The organism is Geodermatophilus sp. SYSU D00766, assembly GCF_054049915.1.
The window spans coordinates 201,809-220,551 of the sequence record NZ_JBJGYI010000001.1; the positions used below are offsets into that span (position 1 = coordinate 201,809).

12 protein-coding genes are annotated in these 18,743 nt (G+C 76.3%); 8 read left to right on the forward strand and 4 right to left on the reverse strand.

Translation table 11 applies throughout. The annotated features are described in order from the left end of the window. Positions 1-114: 114 nt before the first annotated feature. The 5 genes from ACI8AD_RS00920 (at position 115) to ACI8AD_RS00940 (ending at position 5,856) form a co-directional block, all read left to right on the forward strand. Positions 115-1,737: a PHA/PHB synthase family protein gene (locus ACI8AD_RS00920; RefSeq protein ID WP_456868647.1), complete on the forward strand. Its 1,623-nt coding sequence runs from the start codon at positions 115-117 to the stop codon at positions 1,735-1,737. 3 nt (positions 1,738-1,740) lie between these two features. Then, the gene (locus ACI8AD_RS00925; protein WP_456868648.1) at positions 1,741-2,160 is read left to right on the forward strand and encodes a nuclear transport factor 2 family protein; all 420 of its coding nucleotides are present in this window, start codon (positions 1,741-1,743) and stop codon (positions 2,158-2,160) included. Between the two features lie 63 nt (positions 2,161-2,223). Next, positions 2,224-3,186, forward strand: coding sequence for a threonine/serine dehydratase (locus ACI8AD_RS00930; RefSeq protein WP_456868649.1), 963 nt, complete (start codon positions 2,224-2,226; stop codon positions 3,184-3,186). 102 nt (positions 3,187-3,288) lie between these two features. Beyond that, positions 3,289-4,284, forward strand: a complete 996-nt coding sequence (locus ACI8AD_RS00935) for an endonuclease/exonuclease/phosphatase family protein (RefSeq protein WP_456868650.1) — start codon at positions 3,289-3,291, stop codon at positions 4,282-4,284. 78 nt (positions 4,285-4,362) lie between these two features. Beyond that, positions 4,363-5,856 carry a DUF222 domain-containing protein gene (locus ACI8AD_RS00940; RefSeq protein WP_456868651.1) on the forward strand — a complete coding sequence of 498 codons (1,494 nt, stop codon included), beginning with the start codon at positions 4,363-4,365 and terminating at the stop codon, positions 5,854-5,856. 53 nt (positions 5,857-5,909) lie between these two features. Here the strand turns inward: ACI8AD_RS00940 and ACI8AD_RS00945 are convergent, their stop codons facing one another. The 3 genes from ACI8AD_RS00945 to ACI8AD_RS00955 all read right to left on the reverse strand — a co-directional run bounded on the left by ACI8AD_RS00945 (position 5,910) and on the right by ACI8AD_RS00955 (position 14,328). Beyond that, positions 5,910-7,871 (reverse strand): 3-oxoacyl-ACP synthase III family protein, encoded by a 1,962-nt coding sequence (locus tag ACI8AD_RS00945; RefSeq protein ID WP_456868652.1) that lies wholly within the window; start codon positions 7,869-7,871, stop codon positions 5,910-5,912. Positions 7,872-7,892: 21 nt separating this feature from the next. Next, positions 7,893-13,427, reverse strand: a complete 5,535-nt coding sequence (locus ACI8AD_RS00950; RefSeq protein WP_456868653.1) for an ATP-binding protein — start codon at positions 13,425-13,427, stop codon at positions 7,893-7,895. 85 nt (positions 13,428-13,512) lie between these two features. After that, complete coding sequence (locus ACI8AD_RS00955) at positions 13,513-14,328, reverse strand: 3-oxoacyl-ACP reductase family protein (RefSeq protein ID WP_089403615.1); 816 nt, start codon at positions 14,326-14,328, stop codon at positions 13,513-13,515. Positions 14,329-14,693: 365 nt separating this feature from the next. On the opposite strand from ACI8AD_RS00955, the gene ACI8AD_RS00960 reads away from it, so the two are divergent. Beyond that, positions 14,694-16,946 carry an MFS transporter gene (locus ACI8AD_RS00960; RefSeq protein WP_456868654.1) on the forward strand — a complete coding sequence of 751 codons (2,253 nt, stop codon included), beginning with the start codon at positions 14,694-14,696 and terminating at the stop codon, positions 16,944-16,946. 74 nt (positions 16,947-17,020) lie between these two features. Continuing rightward, positions 17,021-17,266 carry a hypothetical protein gene (locus tag ACI8AD_RS00965; RefSeq protein WP_456868655.1) on the forward strand — a complete coding sequence of 82 codons (246 nt, stop codon included), beginning with the start codon at positions 17,021-17,023 and terminating at the stop codon, positions 17,264-17,266. Between the two features lie 22 nt (positions 17,267-17,288). Here ACI8AD_RS00965 and ACI8AD_RS00970 read toward each other — a convergent pair whose 3' ends face one another. Continuing rightward, positions 17,289-17,537 (reverse strand): hypothetical protein, encoded by a 249-nt coding sequence (locus ACI8AD_RS00970; protein ID WP_456868657.1) that lies wholly within the window; start codon positions 17,535-17,537, stop codon positions 17,289-17,291. Between the two features lie 240 nt (positions 17,538-17,777). Between ACI8AD_RS00970 and ACI8AD_RS00975 the strand changes: the two genes are divergently transcribed. Then, positions 17,778-18,737, forward strand: coding sequence for a hypothetical protein (locus tag ACI8AD_RS00975; protein ID WP_456868660.1), 960 nt, complete (start codon positions 17,778-17,780; stop codon positions 18,735-18,737). The last annotated feature ends 6 nt before the right edge of the window (positions 18,738-18,743 follow it).

Below are 18,743 nucleotides of genomic sequence, written 5' to 3' on the forward strand. Positions count from 1 at the left end.
TGATCCAGCTCACAGGGGGGTCCCGTGACGACGACACCACCACGCCCGCGCTCCGCCCGCACGGCGGACCCGGCCCCGCCGACCGTGCCGGTGGAGGGCGGTGAACCGGTCGCGATGCCCTCGACCCGCGGGATGGTCCGCGGCGTCGTCGCCACCCTCGCCCAGCCCCGCCCGCTGGCGCGCGAGGCCGTGCGGCTCGGGCGCGACGGCGTCCGGATCCTGCGGGGCACCGACGAGATCGCGCCCTCCCCGAGGGACGCCCGCTTCGCCGACCCCGCCTGGTCGCAGCACCCCGGGTACCGCCGGCTCGCGCAGTCCTACCTGGCCGCCTCGGCGTCGCTGCGCCGCCTGGTCGACGACTTCGAGGCCGGCGGCGCCGACTGGCGCGAGGTCGAGCAGGTGCGCTTCGTCCTCAACGCCCTCACCAGCGCGATGGCACCCACCAATACGTTGGCCGGCAACCCCGCCGCCCTCAAGCGGGCGTTCGACACCGGCGGGCGCAGCCTGGTCCGCGGCGCCCGGAACGTGCTGTACGACCTGGTGCGCAACGGCGGGCTGCCGTCGCAGGTCGACCGCAGCGCCTTCACCGTCGGCGAGGACCTCGGCGTCACGCCCGGCGCCGTCGTCCACCGCGACGACGTCGTCGAGCTCATCCAGTACACGCCGTCCACCCCGCGGGTGCGGCAGCGGCCGCTGGTGATCGTCCCGCCGCCGATCGGGCGGTTCTACTTCCTCGACCTGCGGCCGGGCCGCAGCCTGGTCGAGTACGCCGTCAGCCAGGGCCTGCAGGTCTTCATGATCAGCTGGCGCAACCCGACGAAGGCGCAGGCCGCGTGGGGCCTGGACGAGTACGCGCAGGGCGTGGTCAGCGCCGTCGATGTCGCCCGGGAGGTCACCGGCTCCCCCGACGTCACCACCCTGGGGCTGTGCGCCGGCGGGCAGATCATGACGACGGCGCTCAACCACCTCGCGGCCACCGGCGACGACCGGGTGCGCGCTGCCGGCTACGCGGTCACCCTGCTGGACTTCGCCAGCCGCGCGCCGCTGGGCGCGTTCTCCGGCCGGCGGCTCGTCGACGTCGCCCGGCGCAACTCCCGCCGGCAGGGCGTCATCACCGCCCGCCAGATGGGCTCGGTGTTCACCTGGATGCGCCCCGACGACCTGGTCTTCAACTACCTCGTGCGGCAGTGGCTGATGGGCGAGGACCCGCCGGCGTTCGACATCCTGGCGTGGAACGCCGACGGCACGAACCTGCCCGCGCGGCTGCACGAGCAGTTCCTGGAGATCTTCTCCGACAACGCGCTGGTCAAGCCCGGCGCGCTGCGGGTGCTCGGGACGCCGGTGCACCTGAGCCGGATCACCATCCCGACGTTCGTCACCGGCGCGCTCACCGACCACCTCACCCCGTGGGACGGCTGCTACCGGACCACCCAGCTGCTGTCGGGACCGAGCACCTTCGTGCTCAGCAACAGCGGGCACATCCAGAGCCTGGTCAACCCGCCGGGCAACCCCAAGGCGCGGTACTGGACCGGCGACGAGCCCGGGCCGGACCCGCACGCCTGGCGCGCGACGGCCGAGGAGCACACCGGCAGCTGGTGGGAGCCGTGGTCGGAGTGGGCCATCGGGCACTCCGGGGACGAGGTGCCGGCGCCCACCGAGGCCGGGAGCGCCGCCCACCCGCCGCTGGAGCCGGCGCCGGGCTCCTACGTCCGCGACCGGGTCCCGTCCGGGCGGTAGGCCGTGGACTACGAGGGCGCCAAGGCGGCGCTGCTGTGGAACCTCACCCACCCCGAGCCGGAGGGGTCGGAGGTCTACACCGACGACGCGCTGCTGGAGTTCCCGCAGTCCGGCGAGCGCTTCCACGGCAAGGCGAACTTCACGCCGTGGCGCGCCGCCTACCCGCTCGAGACGTGGTTCGCCCTCCGGTCGGTGCGGGGCGAGGGCGACACGTGGATCGCCGAGGGCGAGGCCGGCTACGAGGGCGTCGACGAGACCCTGCCGTTCGTCGACGTCCTCCACTTCCGCGGCGACCTCATCGACCGGGAGACCATCTACATGGGCGGGGCGTTCCCCCCGGCCGAGGACCGGGCTCCGTACGCCGAGGGGTCACCGCTGGAGACGACGCCCGGCCTGCCGGTGCGGGTGCGCGGCGGCGGCTGAGTCCCGCCCGCGTCGACGGGCGCGGTCGACCGGCCGGCCGGCCGGCGTCACTACGGTGACGTCGTGATCGGCAGGGACGACGTCGAGGCCGCTCGGCGCCGCGTCGCCGCGAACGTGCGTCGCACGCCGGTCACCGTGCTGGAGGCCGGTGACCTCCTCCCCGGCACGGCGGTGGCCCTCAAGCTGGAGCAGCTGCAGCACACCGGGTCGTTCAAGGCCCGCGGCGCCCTCAACCGGGTGCTGGCGGCGGCGGAGCGGGGTGAGCTGGGTCCGGCCGGCGTGGTCGCCGCGTCCGGGGGCAACGCCGGGCTGGCGGTGGCCCACGCCGCGGCCCGGGAGGGGGTCGCCGCCCGGGTCTACGTCCCGGCCACGGCGCCCGCGGTCAAGGTCGCGCGGCTGCACGACCTCGGCGCCGAGGTCGTCCAGGTCGGTGACCGGTACGCCCACGCCCACGACGCCGCCGTCGCCCACGCGGAGGCGGCCGGTGCGTTGTTCTGCCACGCCTACGACCAGCCGGAGATCTGCGCCGGCCAGGGCACGCTCGCCCTCGAGCTGCACGAGCAGCTCGACGGCGCCGTGGACACCGTCCTGGTCGCGGTCGGTGGCGGTGGGCTCATGGCCGGGGTCGCCGCCGCCCTGGAGGGTCGCGCCCGCGTCGTCGGCGTCGAACCGAGGACCGTCCCGACCTTCGCCGAGGCCGTCGCGGCCGGGGAGCCGGTCGACGTGCCCGTGTCGGGGGTCGCCGCCGACGCCCTCGGCGCGACGCGACTCGGCGCCATCGCCTGGGCGGTCGCGCGTCGCACCGGTGCCCGTTCGGTGCTGGTCGACGACGCCGACGTCGTCGCGGCCCGGCGCCTGCTGTGGGAGCGGTACCGGCTGGTGGTCGAGCACGGTGCCGCCTGTGCGGTGGCAGCACTCCTGTCCGGCGCCCACGTCCCCGACAGCGACGAGCGCGTCGCCGTCGTCCTGTGCGGCGCCAACACCGCGCCGGAGGACCTCACCCCCGAGGGACCCGGCGGCCGCTGACCCTCTCCCGGTCGCCCGCGGCCGTCCGGCGCCGTCGCGATGACGTGGCGGTGACGCTGCCGGTCGAGCATGGCGGGCGACGCAGGCGGAGGGAACCCGGACGTGGACGTCAAGGTCGGCACGTTCAACGTGCTCAACCTCGCCCGGCAGGGCGAGCGCTTCTACCCCGACGAGAAGCCGTACACGGCCGGCGAGTACGCCCGGAAGGCGGCGTGGACCGCCGGGCAGCTGACCCGGATGAAGGCGCACCTCGTCGGCTTCCAGGAGGTCTTCCACGAAGAGGCCCTGCGCGACGTCTGCGACCGGTCGGGCCAGTTCCCCGGCGGCACGGTCGTGGCCCCGGGCGCCGACGGCGTCAGCGGTCCACGGCTCGGCCTGGCCACCCGGTTGCCCGTCGACGGGCCGGTCACGGCCGTCACCGACTTCCCGCCCGGGGTGGACGCGGAGGTCGAGGGGGTCGCGCTGCCGGTCGGGACCTTCAGCCGCCCGGTCCTGCGCACGCGCGTGGTCCTCGACCCCGCCACGGGCACCACCACGACGGTCTTCGTCGCGCACCTGAAGTCCAAGCGGCCGATCCGCGACCCCGGGGCACCGGAGCACGACCCGCGCGAGGAGGCGCTCGGCAAGGCGCGGGCGCTGATCCGCCGCGCCGCCGAGGCCGCGGCGCTGCGCTTCCTCGTGCTCCAGGAGGTCGTGGACAACGCCCGACCGGTGATCGTGCTGGGTGATCTCAACGACGCCGCCCGGGCGGTCACCACCGACATCGTCACGGGCGACGCGCCGTCGAGGTTCTGGCCGAGGGATCCCGACGACCGCAGGGCCTACTGGGACCGGCTGCTGTACTCGGCCCACGAGATCACCACCCGCCGCAGCGGACGCGACGTCAGCTACACCCACGTCTTCAACGGGCACTACGAGAACCTCGACCACGTGCTCGTGAGCCAGGAGTTCTACGAGCGCAACCCGCAGCGGATCGGGGAGGTGGTGGGCATGCGGTACCTCAACGACCACCTCGTCGACAGCCAGGTCAGCGACGAGCGCCCCGACCGCACGGTCTCCGACCACGCCCAGCTGCTCGCCGAGATCCGCCTGCCGTGACGTCGGCCGACGGACTGCCCACCCTCACACGCTGCTGACCTGCGGGAACTGTCGTACCCCGTGCGTAGGTTCGGGGTCGTGCAGGAGATCGCGGACGTCGATTCGCCGGTGGCGGGTGACCTCCTCGACCTGCTCGCTTCCCGCCCGCCGGAGTTCCGTCGGCTGCCGGTCGGCCTGCTCTCACGCGAGCAGAAGGCCGCCGAGCTGCAGCGGGTGGCCGCGCTCAAGGCGGTGACCGCCGCCTACGAGGCGGAGCTGGTGCTGGGCCTGGCCGACGACAGCCCCGATGGCGACGGCCCGCCGCCCGGTGCCCCCGGTGCCCGCCGCGGGTCGTGGAAGCCCGATGGCGAGCTGCCCGGGGTGTCGGAGTTCTTCACCGCCGAGCTGGCGGTGGTGCTCAACTGCGGCCGGGGTACGGCCAACCACCTGGCCACCCGCGCCTGGACCTACCGCGAGCGGCTGCCCGCCACCTGGGCCGCACTGGCCGCCGGGGAGCTGGACGAGGCCCGCGCGCGGGCGCTGGTCGACGTGCTGCAGCACACCAAGCCAGCGCTCGCCCGCCGCATCGAGGCCGCCGTGCTGCCCGAGGCGGCACAGCTGACCGTCGGGAAGGTCAAGAAGCGGGCGCTGGAGCTGCTGCTGGAGGCCGACACCGACGCCGTCGACCAGCGCCGCACGACCGCCGAACGACAGGCCGACGTGCGCGTCTACCCGTCCCCCAGTGACGGGATGAGCACCCTCGCCGCCGACCTACCGACCGACGTGGCCGCCGCCTGCCATGCGACCGTCGACGCGCTGGCGCGGATGCTCAAGGCCGACGGCGACCCGCGCCCGATCGGGCAGCTGCGCACTCTGGTGTTCGCCGACCTGCTGCAACGCCCCTGGCAGGCCGGGATGGCGGTCACCGCCCATCTGCAGATCATCGCCACGCTGGCGTCGCTGGCCGGGCGGTCGACGCAGGCCGGGGAGGTGAACGGGCTGCCGATCACCGCCGCCCACCTACGGGCACTCCTCGCCCAGCTCGACGCCCTCGGCGTGCAGGCGCCCGAGGGTGGGTCGGTGACGGTGGCGCTGACCGAGGACGACGGGACGCTCCGGGCGGCGGCCACCCTCGACCGGCTGCGGAAGCTGGCCACCCGAGGCTGCCCTGATCATGCGGAGACCGAGTGCGACTGCCCGGTGCTCGACCGGCCGGCGGCCAGGAACGGCTACACCCCGTCGGCGGCGCAGCAGGCGTTCGTGCGCACCCGCGACCGCACCTGCCGGATGCCCACCTGCGGGCAGCGGGTCGGCTGGGCCGACGCCGACCACGTCCTCCCCCACGCCGCCGGCGGGGCCACCGACTGCGCCAACCTCTGCTGCCTCTGCCGCTCGCATCATCGCGTGAAGACCTTCGCCCGCGGCTGGCGCTTCGAGATGGCCGAGGACGGAACGCTCACCGTCACCACACCGTCCGGCATCACCCGCACCACCCGGCCACCGGGCCTCCGGCGACCACCGCCGCCGACACCCGAGCCACCACCGGAAGCCGACGGGCCGCCCGACCCGGACGACGACCCGCCGCCCTTCTGATCCCGCCTGCCCGGCGGTCCCGGCCCGCCACGGGCCGGGACCTGGACCAGCCGTCAGCCGAAGGCCTCCTGCATGCCCTCCGAGGCCGAGCGGGTCTCGTCGGACGGCGGGGGCGCGGGGGTGTCGGCACCGTGCTCGTGCGGCACGGACGGCGTCGACACCGCGACCACCGCCGGGTCGACCCGCAGCACCACGTACCCGGCCACGGCACCGGCGCCGAAGCCGGGTGCGAACACCCGCACCGGCTCGGTGATGACCCCGTCGCGGACGGCGTCGTGGATGGCCAGCGGGATGCTCGCCGAGGAGGTGTTGCCGACCTCGTCGATGTCGAAGTAGAGCTGGTCGGCCGACAGCCCGGCCCGCTCGGCCAGCTGCACCACCATCGTCTTGTTCGCCTGGTGCGGCACGATCAGGTCGATGGCGTCCATCATCGAGCCCGCCCGCCCCTCCGGCGCCGGCAGCTGCCCGAGCTCCTCGATCATCTGCGTGAGGTAGCGGCCGGCCAGCGCCTTCACCTGCGGCCCGAACACGGTGATGTTGTTGTCGAACTCCGGGTTGGGCCACAGGATCGAGTTGACCTCGCTCGCCGGGCCGCTGGCGTAGGTCTTGAGCAGGTCGACGTCGCCGTCGTCGCCCTCGGGTGCGGGGCCCACCACCATCGCCGCCGCGCCGTCGCCGAAGATCATCCGCGAGGTGCGGACGTTGCCGATCTTGTCGGAGAACTTCTCGGCGCAGACGACCAGGACCGGCCGCTCGACCTCCTGCAGCAGCCGGGTGGCGTCCGCGACGCCGTAGGGCATGCCCGCGCAGGCGGCGATGACGTCGTAGGCGGCGTACACCTGGTGCATCCCGAGCTGGCCGCACAGGTAGGTGGCCAGCGACGGGATCAGGCGGGAGCTGGTGCAGGTGCACACCAGCACCGCGCCGATCTCCTCCGGCTCGCGGCCGGCCCGCGCCAGCGCCCCCTCGGCGGCCTGCAGCGCCAGCTCCTCCAGCGGCAGCGAGCTGTAGCGCCGCTCCCGGATGCCGGTCTTGGCCGCGATCTCCTCGGCGCTCATCGGCGACCAGTTGTAGGCGGTGTTGCGGATCAGGTCCTCGTTGCTGCACACCTGGTCGCCGTGCACGGCCACCAGCGCCTCCAGCCGCGGCCGGACGGCGAACCGCGCCCGCACGTCGACCGCCGGGAACGGCCGCACCGGCGGTCGGGACTCGCGCGGCGCGGGCGCGTGCCGCGGCGGGACACCGGCGCGCAGCCGGCGCAGGAAGCCGCGCACCTCCCGGTCGCGCGGGTGGAAGGCCACCACCCAGTCGTCGTCGCGCAGCCGGCTCGCCTCGGTCAGCTCCACCTGCGAGCGGTCCCACGGGTACTGGTTGTGCAGCACCATCGCCCAGCGGTGCAGCGCCTCCAGCTCCGGCACGTCCTCGCTGCAGTCGACGATGTCGTCGTAGCTGTACACCGGGTGGTCGGGGTCGTAGGACGCCAGCCGGAAGGTCAGCGCACCCGACTGCGCCAGGAACTCCGCGACCGTCGGCTTGACCGCCGGCAGCGTGGTGGCCTGGTGCCGGCGGTGGCCGTAGACGTCGAAGAGGATGCCGAACACGCGGTCCTCCACCTCGGCGTCCCACCGCGCCGGCAGGGTGGGGTAGGCCTGCTCGACGGCGGCGATCTTCGTCTCGCCGTCCTCCCACGGCCGCAGTACCGGCAGGAAGACGTCGTCGCGGGTGCGGGGGACGTCGGCCCAGCGGGTGGGCCGCTTGTCGTACATGGTGATCGAGAAGCGGTTGGCCCAGAACAGGTTGAGCGCGACGTCGCGCATGAGGTCGTAGCGGGTGGCGTAGGCGCCGGTGCGCACCTTGCCGAGGATCTCGGTGCCGCTGGGGGCCTTGGTCTCGAAGTCCCGCCGGATGACGCTGTCGAGCTGCTCGAGCGTCTCCACGGTGGAGAGGTCCAGCTCGGGCATGACGTTCGAGGGGAACACGACGCGGCCGTGCCGGTTCAGGACGAAGGTGTTCACGGGGGTCCTCCCTGTCGACGGTCAGCTGCGGACGGCGCGCCCCATCCCGCGCTCGACGGCGGCGATGAGGCGGGGCCGCAGCTCGGCGGCGGGCACGATGTCGTGCACCGAGCCCACCCGGCGGGCGCGCTCGATGTCGTGGACGGCCTCGAACTCGGCGGCGACCTCGCCGAGCTTCTCCGACCGCACGGCGCTGCGGACGCCGGCGAGCTCCGCCCGCAGGTGCGCCTGCTCGACGGCGTCGGCCGAGCCGAGGGCGGCCTCGAGCTCCCGCACGCGGGGGTCGGCGGCCGTGCGCCGGTCGACCTCGCGGGAGAAGACGACGGCCGCGGCGGGGGCGCCGCCGATCACCGAGGCGTAGGAGCCCTCGACGGCCAGCACCTCCATCTGCTCGTTGAGGGCGCCGGAGAACACGACGAACGCGCCGCCGTGGTAGCGGGACACGACGCAGAACACGATCGGCCCGTCGAAGTTGGTGATCGCCCGGCCGATCTCTGCGCCGTACTCCAGCTGCAGGTTGCGCAGTGACTCCGGTGACCCGTCGAAGCCCGACAGGTTGGCCAGCACGACCAGCGGCCGGTTGCCGCTGGCGGCGTTGATCGCGCGGGCGGTCTTGGCCGACGACCGCGGGAACAGCGTGCCCGCCGTCCACTGGTCGGGCCCGTCGGCCGGGCGGCTGCCGCGCCGCGGGATCGGCCGGGACTCCACCCCGAGCAGGCACACCGGGTGGCCGCCGAGGTGGGCGTCGAGGACGACGGCGGTGTCGGCGTCGGCCATGCCGGCCCACCGCTCCAGCACCGGGTGGTCCTGGTCGCTGACCGCCCGCATCACCGTGCGGATGTCGAAGGCCTTCTTGCGCTCGGGGTTGGCCTCGGCGGAGAACACGTCGCCGACCGTGGTGAAGTCGCTGGCCGGGTGCTCGTGCGGGAAGGAGCGCACGTCGCGGTCGCGCGGGTCCGAGGTGCCCGCCGGCCGCGGCCACCGCTCCCCCGGCGCGCGGTAGGTGTGGTCGTAGTGGCGGGTCAGCACGTCGAGGGCGCCGGTGAGGTCGGGCGCCCAGTACTGCGCCTGCCCGTTGGGCCCCATGACCCGGTCGTAGCCGCCGATGCCGAAGTTGTCCTCCGCCGACACGCCGCCGGAGTAGTCCAGGGAGTGCTTGCCGGTCAGCACCATCGCGCTGTCCGGCGTCATGACGAGGATGCCCCGGGTGTGCATGAGCATCGTCGCCTCGGCGTTCCAGTACGGCTGGGCGCCGACGTTGATGCCGGTGACGACGACGTTGACCTCCCCGCCGGCCTGCGTGAACGTGATGATCCGGCGCAGCGCCCGCGACACCCAGTCCATGTTCTCGGTGCCGCTGTCCATCGAGATGCGGGCACCCGACGAGAGCGCGAACCACTCGACCGGGATGCCCCGCTCCTCGGCGAGGTCGAGGGCGGCGACGATGCGGGAGCACTCGGGCTCGGCGACGGTGCCCAGCGCCTTGGTCGGGTCGCCGAAGAGGGCCACCCGGGTCACGCCCTCCGGGTAGCGCTGCGTCGGGGTGCTCACCAGGCCGACGACGACGCCGGCCCGGTTCTGCCCCGGCGGCCGCTCCACCGGCGCCAGCCGGCCGTCCTCGCCGAGGTCGAGCTCGGTGAACGACCCGCCCGGCCCGGCGAGGATCGGGGCCAGCTCGTAGGGGTAGGGGGCGCCGCGGGCCCGGGCGCTGAGCACCTTCTCGGTGTAGTCGTCCAGCGGCCGCAGCGGCGTGGTGGGGCGGTCGGTGACCGCCATGCGCACCCCGACGCCGGGGCGGTTGGCGAAGCGCAGCGCCACGTCGCGCGGCGGCCGGCCCTCCTCCTCCTGCAGCCGGGCCAGCAGCACGATCTGGTCCAGGCCCGCGCCGAGGGTCAGCGGCGCGGCGGTGCGCGCGAACTCGGCGACCTCCGCGAGCGGCACCTCGATCGACGGCCAGGTGTAGAGGTGGATCCGGTTGTGCTCCAGCGGCCGGCGCGAGCGCCGCAGCGACTGCGAGCGCCGCAGCCCGTCGAGGCAGGACAGCAGCTGGCGCTCGATGGTGGGGAACCCGACGACGTCGCCACGCTCGTCGCGCACCGGCGTCAGGTCGCGGACCTCGGCCAGCGCGATGAACCGCTCGTCGTTGGGGTGGTCCTTCGCCGTGACGTGCAGCAGCACGGTGTCCTCCGGGGAGGGCACCCGCTCGACGTCGAAGGCCTCCAGCCGCCACAGGTCCAGCCGCTGGGCGGTGAGCGGGTGCAGGCCGCGCAGCAGCCGCGCCTCGGCCGGCCGGCCGTCGTCGTCCGGGCGGAAGGTGAGCGTCTCGACCTCGCCGCCGTTGGGGCCGCCGTCGGGGGTGGACGCGGTCACGGTGACGCGGCGGGCGGCGCGCAGCCCGGGGACGCCGTCGACCAGGCCGCGGGCGGTGTCCGACAGCGCGTCGGGGTCGGCCGGGCGGTCGGGCCAGTCGACGTAGAGGTCGACGACGGTCCGCCCCGGGTCGGCGAGGCGGTCGACCGCGCCGGCCACCGCCGCCAGCGCCTGCGGCAGCCGCTCGGCGCGGGTCATGAGCGCCAGCAGGTGCAGCCGCTCCCCGCCGAGGGCGTACTCGGCGGTGACGCAGGTGTCGCCGTCGAGCAGGCTCGAGCGGACGTCCTCGAGGTTGCGGCTGCGGTAGTAGCGGCGGGTGAGGACCTCCAGCACCGGGTCGGGGACGCTCGTGGTGCGCGCCAGGCGCTGGGCCAGCAGCCGGACCAGCGGCTCGGGGCTGGCGACCAGCGCCTCCATCCGGCGGATGCTCTCGGCGGTGTCCCCGCGGGCGCCGGCCTCGTCGAGCTCCTCGAGCAGCTTCGCGGCGCGGTCGAGGACCTCCTGCCGGGCCGCGCGGACGACCGGCTCCTCGAAGTGCCGGAAGCGCACGGCGCGGGCGAGGTTGCCGACCGAGGGGTGGCGCAGCTGGGTGGCCACCACCAGCCGGTCGAGCACCTCCCCCACCTCCGCGCGGGAGGGCCCGTCGGGCAGCCGGTCGGCGGTGAGCCAGCGGTCCAGCAGCGCCGAGACGGCGGGCAGCTGCTCGGCGGTGCGCTGCTGCGCGAGGAACACCCGGTGCACCGCCTCCTCCAGCGCCGGGCCGGGCTCGAGGTCGGACACGTCCTGGTCGAGGTCGTAGTGGGCCAGCGCCCGCCGCAGCCGGGCGCGGAAGGTCTCCGGCAGCCCCTCCCGCTCGGCGTCGAGGGAGTGCAGGAACGCGTGGAAGTGCTCGCGCGGGCTGTGGACCTGGGTGTCGGCCTCCTCCTCCGCGCTGGCCGGCCGGTTGCGGGAGAGCTCGGCGAGGTCGGCGAAGGTGACCAGCACGTCGAGCTCGGCCGACAGCAGCCGCGCGTCGTCGGCGGGCAGCCCGTCGCGGGCGGCGGCGTACTCGGCGACCAGCCGCCGCGCGTGACCGGCGCTCACGTCGAACCCGGTGACCAGCGCCCGCAGCTCGGCCAGCAGCGCCAGCGCCCGGGCGTGCGGGTCGCCGTCGGGCTCGTCGTCGCCGCCGGGCAGCACCACCCGCTCGCCGGTGGCCTCCTCGACGTCGCCGCCGGCCCGGTCGAGCAGCAGCAGCGGCGCGCCGGCGTCGACCTGGCTGTTGACCACCGCCCGCACCTCGCGGACCCGGCCGGCGAACGGCGCCCGCACCGCCGTCTCCATCTTCATGCTCTCCACCACCGCGACCGGGGCGCCGGCCTCGACCTCGTCGCCGGGGGCGACGCGGACGGCGACGACCACCGCCGGGGCCGGCGCGCGGACCACGCCGCCGACGTCGCGGCCGACCCGGTGGGTGACGCCGTCGACCTCCACCAGCGAGGACCCGGGCGCCTCGACGGCGACCACCGCGTAGCGCCGCCCGGCGGCGGCCAGCCGGGTCTCCAGCGGGCCGAGCCGGTCGACCTCGACGTCGACGACCCGCCCGTCGAACCCGACCCGGTAGCGGTCGTGCCCGACGCTGGCGACGGTCAGCCGGTACACCTGCCCGCGGACGCCGAGCTCGACGGTGCGCCCCACCTCGTGCGGCGCCCGCGGCCGCCCGCCGCGCGCCGAGGCCAGGAACGCCTCCCGCTCCCGCGCCTCCTCGGCGGCGGCGATGTCGACGGCGACCTGCACCAGCGCCACCCACGCGTCCCCGGCGCCGCGGTCGCCGCCGACGATCTCGGCGAGGCCCGAGCGGTCGAGCCAGCCGGTGTCGGCGGTGCCCTCGACCACCTCGGGGCGGTCGAGCAGGTCGAGCAGGAAGGACTTCGTCGTCGCCCCGCCGCGCAGGACGACGGTGGTCTCCCGCAGCGCGCAGCGCAGCCGGGCGAGGGCCTCGGGGCGGTCGCGGCCCCAGGCGATGACCTTGGCGATCATCGAGTCGTACTGCGGCGGGACGACGTCGCCGACGCCGAGCCCGGTGTCGACGCGGACGCCCGGACCGGTCGGCAGCCGCAGCAGCTCCACCCGGCCGGGCGCCGGCGCGAAGCCCTGCTCGGCGTCCTCGGCGGTCAGCCGGGCCTCGACGGCGTGCCCGGTGGCCGGCGGCGGGTCGCCCTCCAGCCGGCCGCCCGCGGCGACGTGCAGCTGCAGCTTGACCAGGTCCAGGCCGGTGGTCGCCTCGGTGACCGGGTGCTCGACCTGCAGCCGGGTGTTGACCTCCAGGAAGGTCGTGAGCCGCTCCTGCGGCTGGTACAGGAACTCGACGGTGCCCGCGCCGACGTACCCGGCGGCCCGCACCAGCGCGATCGCCGACTCCCGCAGCGCGGCGTCCTGCTCGGGCGACAGCGCCGGGGAGGCCGACTCCTCGATGACCTTCTGGTTGCGCCGCTGCACCGAGCAGTCGCGCACCCCGGGCGCCCAGACGGTGCCGTGGGAGTCGGCGATCACCTGGACCTCGACGTGCCGGCCGCCCTCGACCAGCCGCTCCATGAAGACGACGGGGTCGCCGAAGCTCTTCGCCGCCTCCGACCGGGTCCGCTCGAGGGCCTCGGTGAGCTCGCCGGGCGTGCGGACGACGCGGATGCCCCGCCCGCCGCCGCCGCTGCGCGACTTGACGATCAGCGGGTAGCCGATCGCCTCGGCGTGCCGGCGGGCGTCGTCGGCGCCCTCGACCGGGCCGGCGCTCCACGGCGCGACGGGGACGCCGACCCGCTCGGCGAGCACCTTCGCCTCGATCTTGGCGCCCAGCAGCCGCATCGCCTCCGGCGGCGGCCCGACGAAGGTGACGCCGAGGTCGGCGCACAGCTCGGCGAAGGCGGGGTCCTCGGCGACGAAGCCCCAGCCGACCCAGGCCGCGTCGGCGCCGCTGACCCGCAGCGCCCGGCCGAGCTCGGCGTGGTCGAGGTAGGGGTTGACGCCGCCGGTGTCGGCCAGCACGACCGCCTCGTCGGCGGCCCGCACGAACGTGGCGCGGCGCTCGGCCTCGGTGTGCAGCGCGACCACCCGGGTCCGCGTGCCGTGCTCGGCGTCGAGCTCGCGGACCGCGCGGATCAGCCGCAGCGCGGGCTCACCACGGTTGACGACGGCGATCCGTTCGAACACGCGGGTACCTCTCCCTGGTCGATGGGTCGAACGGAGCCCCGGGGGCCGGTGGCAGGGCTGCACGGCGCGGGCTGCACGGCGCGGGCTACATGTCCAGCCCGCCGTTGACCCCCCACACCTGCCCGGTGATGTAGCCGGAGGCGTCGGCGGCGAGGAAGTGGACGACGCGGGCGACCTCCTCCGGCTCCCCGAGCCGGCCGAGCGGGATCTTGCCCTTGAGGCCGTCGAGCACCTTCTCCGGCACGCTCTCGAGCATCTCCGTGGCGGTGTAGCCGGGCGTGACGGCGTTGACGGTGATGCCCAGCCCGTCGGTCTTGCCCGAGCGCTGCACCTGCATCGCCGCCTCGCGGGCCAGCGTCTTGGTCAGCCCCAGGAGGCCGGCCTTGGCCGAGGCGTAGTTGGACTGGCCGATGCCGCCGGTCTCCCCGATGACCGAGGAGATCATCACGATCCGGCCGCTGCCGCGCTCGAGCATGTGCTTGAGCGCCGCCTGCGACAGGTAGAAGGCGCCGGAGAGGTTGACGTCGATGACCCGGCGCCAGTCGTCGTCGGTCATCTTCAGCACCGTGCGGTCGGCGGTGATGCCGGCGTTGTTGACCAGGATGTCGAGCCGGCCGTGCCGCTCGATGACCTCGGCGACGGTGCGCCGGCAGTCGTCGGGGCTGGCGATGTCGCCGCGGTGGACGCTCATCCGGCTGTCGGGGTAGGCGCCGGAGAAGTCCTGCGCGAACATCTCCGCCCGCTCGGTGTTGCCGCTGTAGCCGGCGGCCACGTCGGCGCCCTGCGCGGCCAGGCTGCGGCAGATGGCCGCCCCGATGCCGCGGGTGCCGCCGGTCACGAAGGCCACCCGGCCGGAAAGCTTGTCACCGGCCCTGCTGGTACGGGTCTGGGTCGCTGTCACCGGCTCCTCCTGGGGCTCGGGCGCGTGCGCCGTGTCCTGCACCGGAGCGGGGGGGACGACGTGGTGGACGACGCCACCTGCTCCGGCATCGGGTGCGGGCAGCATCCTGCGCGGCGGGCGGCGGGGCAAGCGGACGGCGGGAGCGCGGGGCGCGGCGGCCGCACCGGCCGGCCGGACCGGGACGGGGCGGGAGGACCCGCCGGGTGACGCCGTGGATCACGCAGCGTCACGCCATGCGGGGTCACCCGGACGGGTGAGCCGGCGGCCGGCCGCCGAGCACCGTGCGGGGCTTGTGGTGCGTATCCGCAGGCCAGCACCCTGAGCGCCGCCCAGCACCGGCCTGTCAGGCGACCACAGGAGACCGCGTGGCCGACGCCCGAACGACCCGCGGGGGCCTCGGCGCCCTGCTCGCCGTCATGTGTGCCGCCCTCGCCCTGGTCATCGGCGCCGGCTCGTCGCTCGCGCTGGCGCTGCCCGAGCTCGCCCGGGACACCGGCGCCACCCAGACGGAGCTGACCTGGGCGGTCAACGTCTACGCGCTGACCTTCGCCGCCCTGCTGCTGCCGCTGGGCATCGCCGCCGACCGCTACGGCCGCCGCGGCGCGCTGCTGCTGGGGCTGACCGTGTTCGCCGGCTGCAGCGCCGCCTCGGGGCTGGTCGCCGACCCGGCGGCGCTGATCGCGCTGCGCGGGCTGGCCGGCGCCGGCGCGGCCGCGGTCATGCCGGCCACCCTGTCGGTGCTGGTCGACGCCTACCCGCCGCAGCGCCGGGCCTCGGCCATCGGGGTGTGGGCGGCGGTGTCCGGGGCCGGCGCGCTGCTGGGCCTGGTGCTCGCCGGCGTCCTGCTGGAGTTCGCCTGGTGGGGCAGTGTGCAGCTGGCGTTCGGCCTGCTGTCGGCCCTGGTCGCCGCGCTGTGCCTGGTGGTGGTCCCGCCCTCGCGCAACCCGGACCTGCCGCTGGACCCGCTCGGCGGCCTGCTCGCGCTGCTCGGCCTCGGCGCGCTGGTGTGGGGGATCATCGAGGGCCCCGAGCGCGGCTGGACCGACGCGGTCACGGTGGCCGTGCTCGCCGCGGGCGCGGTGTGCCTGGTGGCGTTCGCCGTCCACGAGCTGCGCGCGGCCGCCCCGATGCTCGACGTCCGGCTGTTCCGCGACCGCGGGCTGTCGGCCGGCAGCGCCGCCGTCTTCCTACAGTTCTTCGCCGCCTTCGGGCTGTTCTTCCTCGCGCCGCAGTGGCTGCAGTACGTGCACGGGCTCACCCCGCTGCAGGCCGCGCTGTGGCTGGCGCCGATGGCGCTGGGGATCGGCCCCACCGCGCAGCTGGCCCCGGTCCTGCTGCGGCGCCTCGGCGCCCGCACGGTGGCCGCCTGGGGGCTCGGGCAGATGGCCGCCGGCCTGGCGCTGCTGGCCGCCCAGGCCGACGGCCGGTCCCCGCTGTGGCACTTCGCCGGGGCGCTGTTCGTCTTCGGCGTCGGGTTCGGGCTGGCCCTCACCCCCGGCACCGCGCTGATCATCGAGGGCCTGCCCGCCGACCGGCGCACGCTCGCCGCCGCGGTCAACGACGTGACCCGGGAGGTCGGTGGCGCGCTCGGCGGCGCGGTGGCGGCCAGCGTGCTGCTGGCCGGGTACCGGGACGACCTGCGGCCGGCGCTCGCCGGGCTGCCCGACCGCGCCGCCACCTGGGCGGAGTCCGGGGTCGCCCAGGCGCTGGCGGTGGCCGAGCGGGAGGGACCCGGCGCCGCCGCCGTGGCCGACGGCGCCCGCGACGCGTTCGGCGCCGGCTACGCCTCCGCGCTGCTGCTGGGCGCCGGGGTGCTGCTCGCCGGCGCGCTGCTGTGCGGGGTGCTGGCGCCGCGGGCACAGACCGGCCGGCACCGCCGGCCGGAGCCGGTCCCGCTCGTGGCGCCGGCCCGGCACCCGGTGGTCAGCGTCGGGGCCCCGTCGGTCGCGGTGCGCAGCCGGCGCCTGCCCCGCGCCGTGGAGGCCGCCGCGGCCGCCGCCGTGGTGCTCGCCGTCGTCGGCGGCGTCGCCTACGCCACCGAGGCCCTGTCCTCTCCGGACCCGGCACCGCCGCCGTCCGCGGTGCCCAGCGCCGACCGCGGCGTGGTCGTCCCGCCCGGGCCGGCGCGCGGCGCCTCGGTGATCCAGGCCGCGCCGCCGGTGGCCCCGGCGCCGGCGCCGTCCCCGCAGGCCGCTCCCCCGCCGGTCGAGGAGGTGGCGCCGCCGCCCGCGCCGGTGACGACCGCCCGGCCGGCACCGGTCACCACCACCCCGCCGCCCACGACGGCTCCCCCTCCGACGACACCGCCGGCACCGACGACGACCGCGGTGCCGACGACGACCGCGCCCGCGGAGACGACCGCCCCGCCGACCGCGACGACACCGCCCGCCGAGACCACCACCCCGCCGGCGGAGGCCACACCCCCCACCGAGACCACCCCACCGGCGGAGACCACTCCGCCGCCGACCACCGCACCCCCGACGGAGACCACGCCGCCGACCGCGACGACACCGCCCACGGAGACCGCACCGCCCACCGAGACGACGCCGCCGACGGAGACCACGCCGCCGACGGAGACCACGCCGCCCACCGAGACGGCCCCGCCGCCCAGCCCCTGAACCCGGCAGCCCCGCTGCGCTACGGGGCCGTTCCACCCCTGTCGCCGGCCGGTGCCGGGGGCCATCGTGGCGTCATGTCGCCGCTGGTCGCCGTCCTCACCGGGGTCGTCCTCACGGCCGCCGTCCTGCCGCGCCGGGACGGGCCGCCCGGAGCGGGCCCGCTGCGCCGGGCGGTGGCCCGGCACTGGCGGGCGCAGCTGCACCTGTGGGACACGGTCCTGTCCCGGGACGCCTGGGAGCCCTCCGACGGCGGGGCCCGGCCGCTGCACTGGGTGGGGTCGGTGCTGGAGGGCTCGGTGCTGCCCGGCCCACCGCGCTGAGACCCCGGCCGGGCGTGCCGGGTCACCGCTCCGCGATCGACCCGGGCCCGTCGGCGGGCTCGGCCGGTGCGGCGCCGGCCCGGCCCGAGCGGGCGTCCAGCCACGCCTGCCACTCCACCCGGTTGCCGGCTCCGGGCCGGGCGGCCGCCAGCAGCAGGACCACCACGGCGAGGGCGGCGAGCAGCAGCAGCCCGGCCCCGACCCCCTCCCACCCGGACAGCAGCGGGACGGTCAGGTCACCCGGGGCCGGCGTGCTCGGGACGTCGTCCATGGGGTCAGCGTGCTCGCCCGCACCGGCGCCGCGCCCCGCGACGGCGGCGCTGTCACCCGCCGGGGCGACGTCGCGGGAGGTGACGCACCGGTGACGCAGGGGTGGCACCCCGGAACGGCCGTCGCCCCTTCGGGCGGGCTCACGACGCCCCCGGGTGACCACCGCCGGATCCCGGCCGCCGGCCGGCCCCGGCGGCCGTAGCGTGCCCAGCCCGGACCCGACCGCGGAGAGGCAGCTGGCATGGGCATCGAGCTCCGCACCGACCCCGGCACCACCGGGGCCTCCTCCACCGACCTCCCCGACCCGCGGCGCCCCAACGTCGCCGGCGACCTGCCCACCGTCCTCGCGGCCGGCCCGATGTTCGACCGCGCCCTCGCCGGCTACGACCGCTTCCAGGTCGACACCTACGTCCGGTGGGCCGAGGACGAGCTCGCCACGGCCGAGCGGGAGCGCGAGCACCTGCTGGCCCGGCACCTGGAGACCGCGACCGCGCTCGCGGAGGCCCGGGAGCTGCTGGCCCACTCCTCCGGCGGCGCCGAGCTCGTCCGGGTGTCCGGGCGGATCGCGGCGCTGCTGGCCGCGGCGGCCGACCAGGCCGACGGCATCCGCGCCGAGGCCCGGGCCGACCGGCGCGCCGCCGCGGCCGAGGCCGAGCAGGTGCTGGCCTGCGCGCGGGGCGTGCGCGCCGACGCCGCGGCCCACGCCGAGCGGGTGCTGGCCGTGGCGGCCGCCCGCGCGGAGCAGACCACCGCCGAGGCCGGCCGGGTCCTCGAGGCGGCCGAGCAGGCACGCCGGGACACCGACGCGGCGATCACGGCGCGGCTGGCCGAGGCGCGGGCGGTCGAGGACGCCGCCGCGGAGCACGCCGCGGCGGTCCGCCGGCAGGCCGCCGACGACGCGGCCGCCGCCCGGCTGCACGCCCGGCAGGAGATCGTCCGGATGCTGGACACCGGGCGCGAGCAGCGGCAGCGCGCCGACGAGGAGGCGGCCGCGGTCCGGCAGCGCCTCGACCGGGACGCCGCGGCGCGGCGCACCGCCCTGCTCGCCGAGGTCGCCGAGCTCGAGCGGCGGCGGGACGCGCTGCGGGCGGCCACCGCCGCGCCGGCCGGCCCGGTCCCGGCCCCGCCGACCCGCCGTCGCGGCGCGCACCCGCGCCGGCTCCTGCACCGGTTCCGGCCGGGGTCCCTGCGGGCGCGCTGAGTCCCG

What these genes read in the sequence shown, in the direction of transcription:
- ACI8AD_RS00920 (WP_456868647.1), top strand. Translation starts at nt 115, where the DNA reads ATGCCCTCGACCCGCGGGATGGTCCGCGGCGTCGTCGCCACCCTCGCC.
- ACI8AD_RS00965 (WP_456868655.1), top strand. Translation starts at nt 17,021, where the DNA reads ATGTCGCCGCTGGTCGCCGTCCTCACCGGGGTCGTCCTCACGGCCGCC.
- ACI8AD_RS00970 (WP_456868657.1), bottom strand. Translation starts at nt 17,537, where the DNA reads ATGGACGACGTCCCGAGCACGCCGGCCCCGGGTGACCTGACCGTCCCG.
- ACI8AD_RS00975 (WP_456868660.1), top strand. Translation starts at nt 17,778, where the DNA reads ATGGGCATCGAGCTCCGCACCGACCCCGGCACCACCGGGGCCTCCTCC.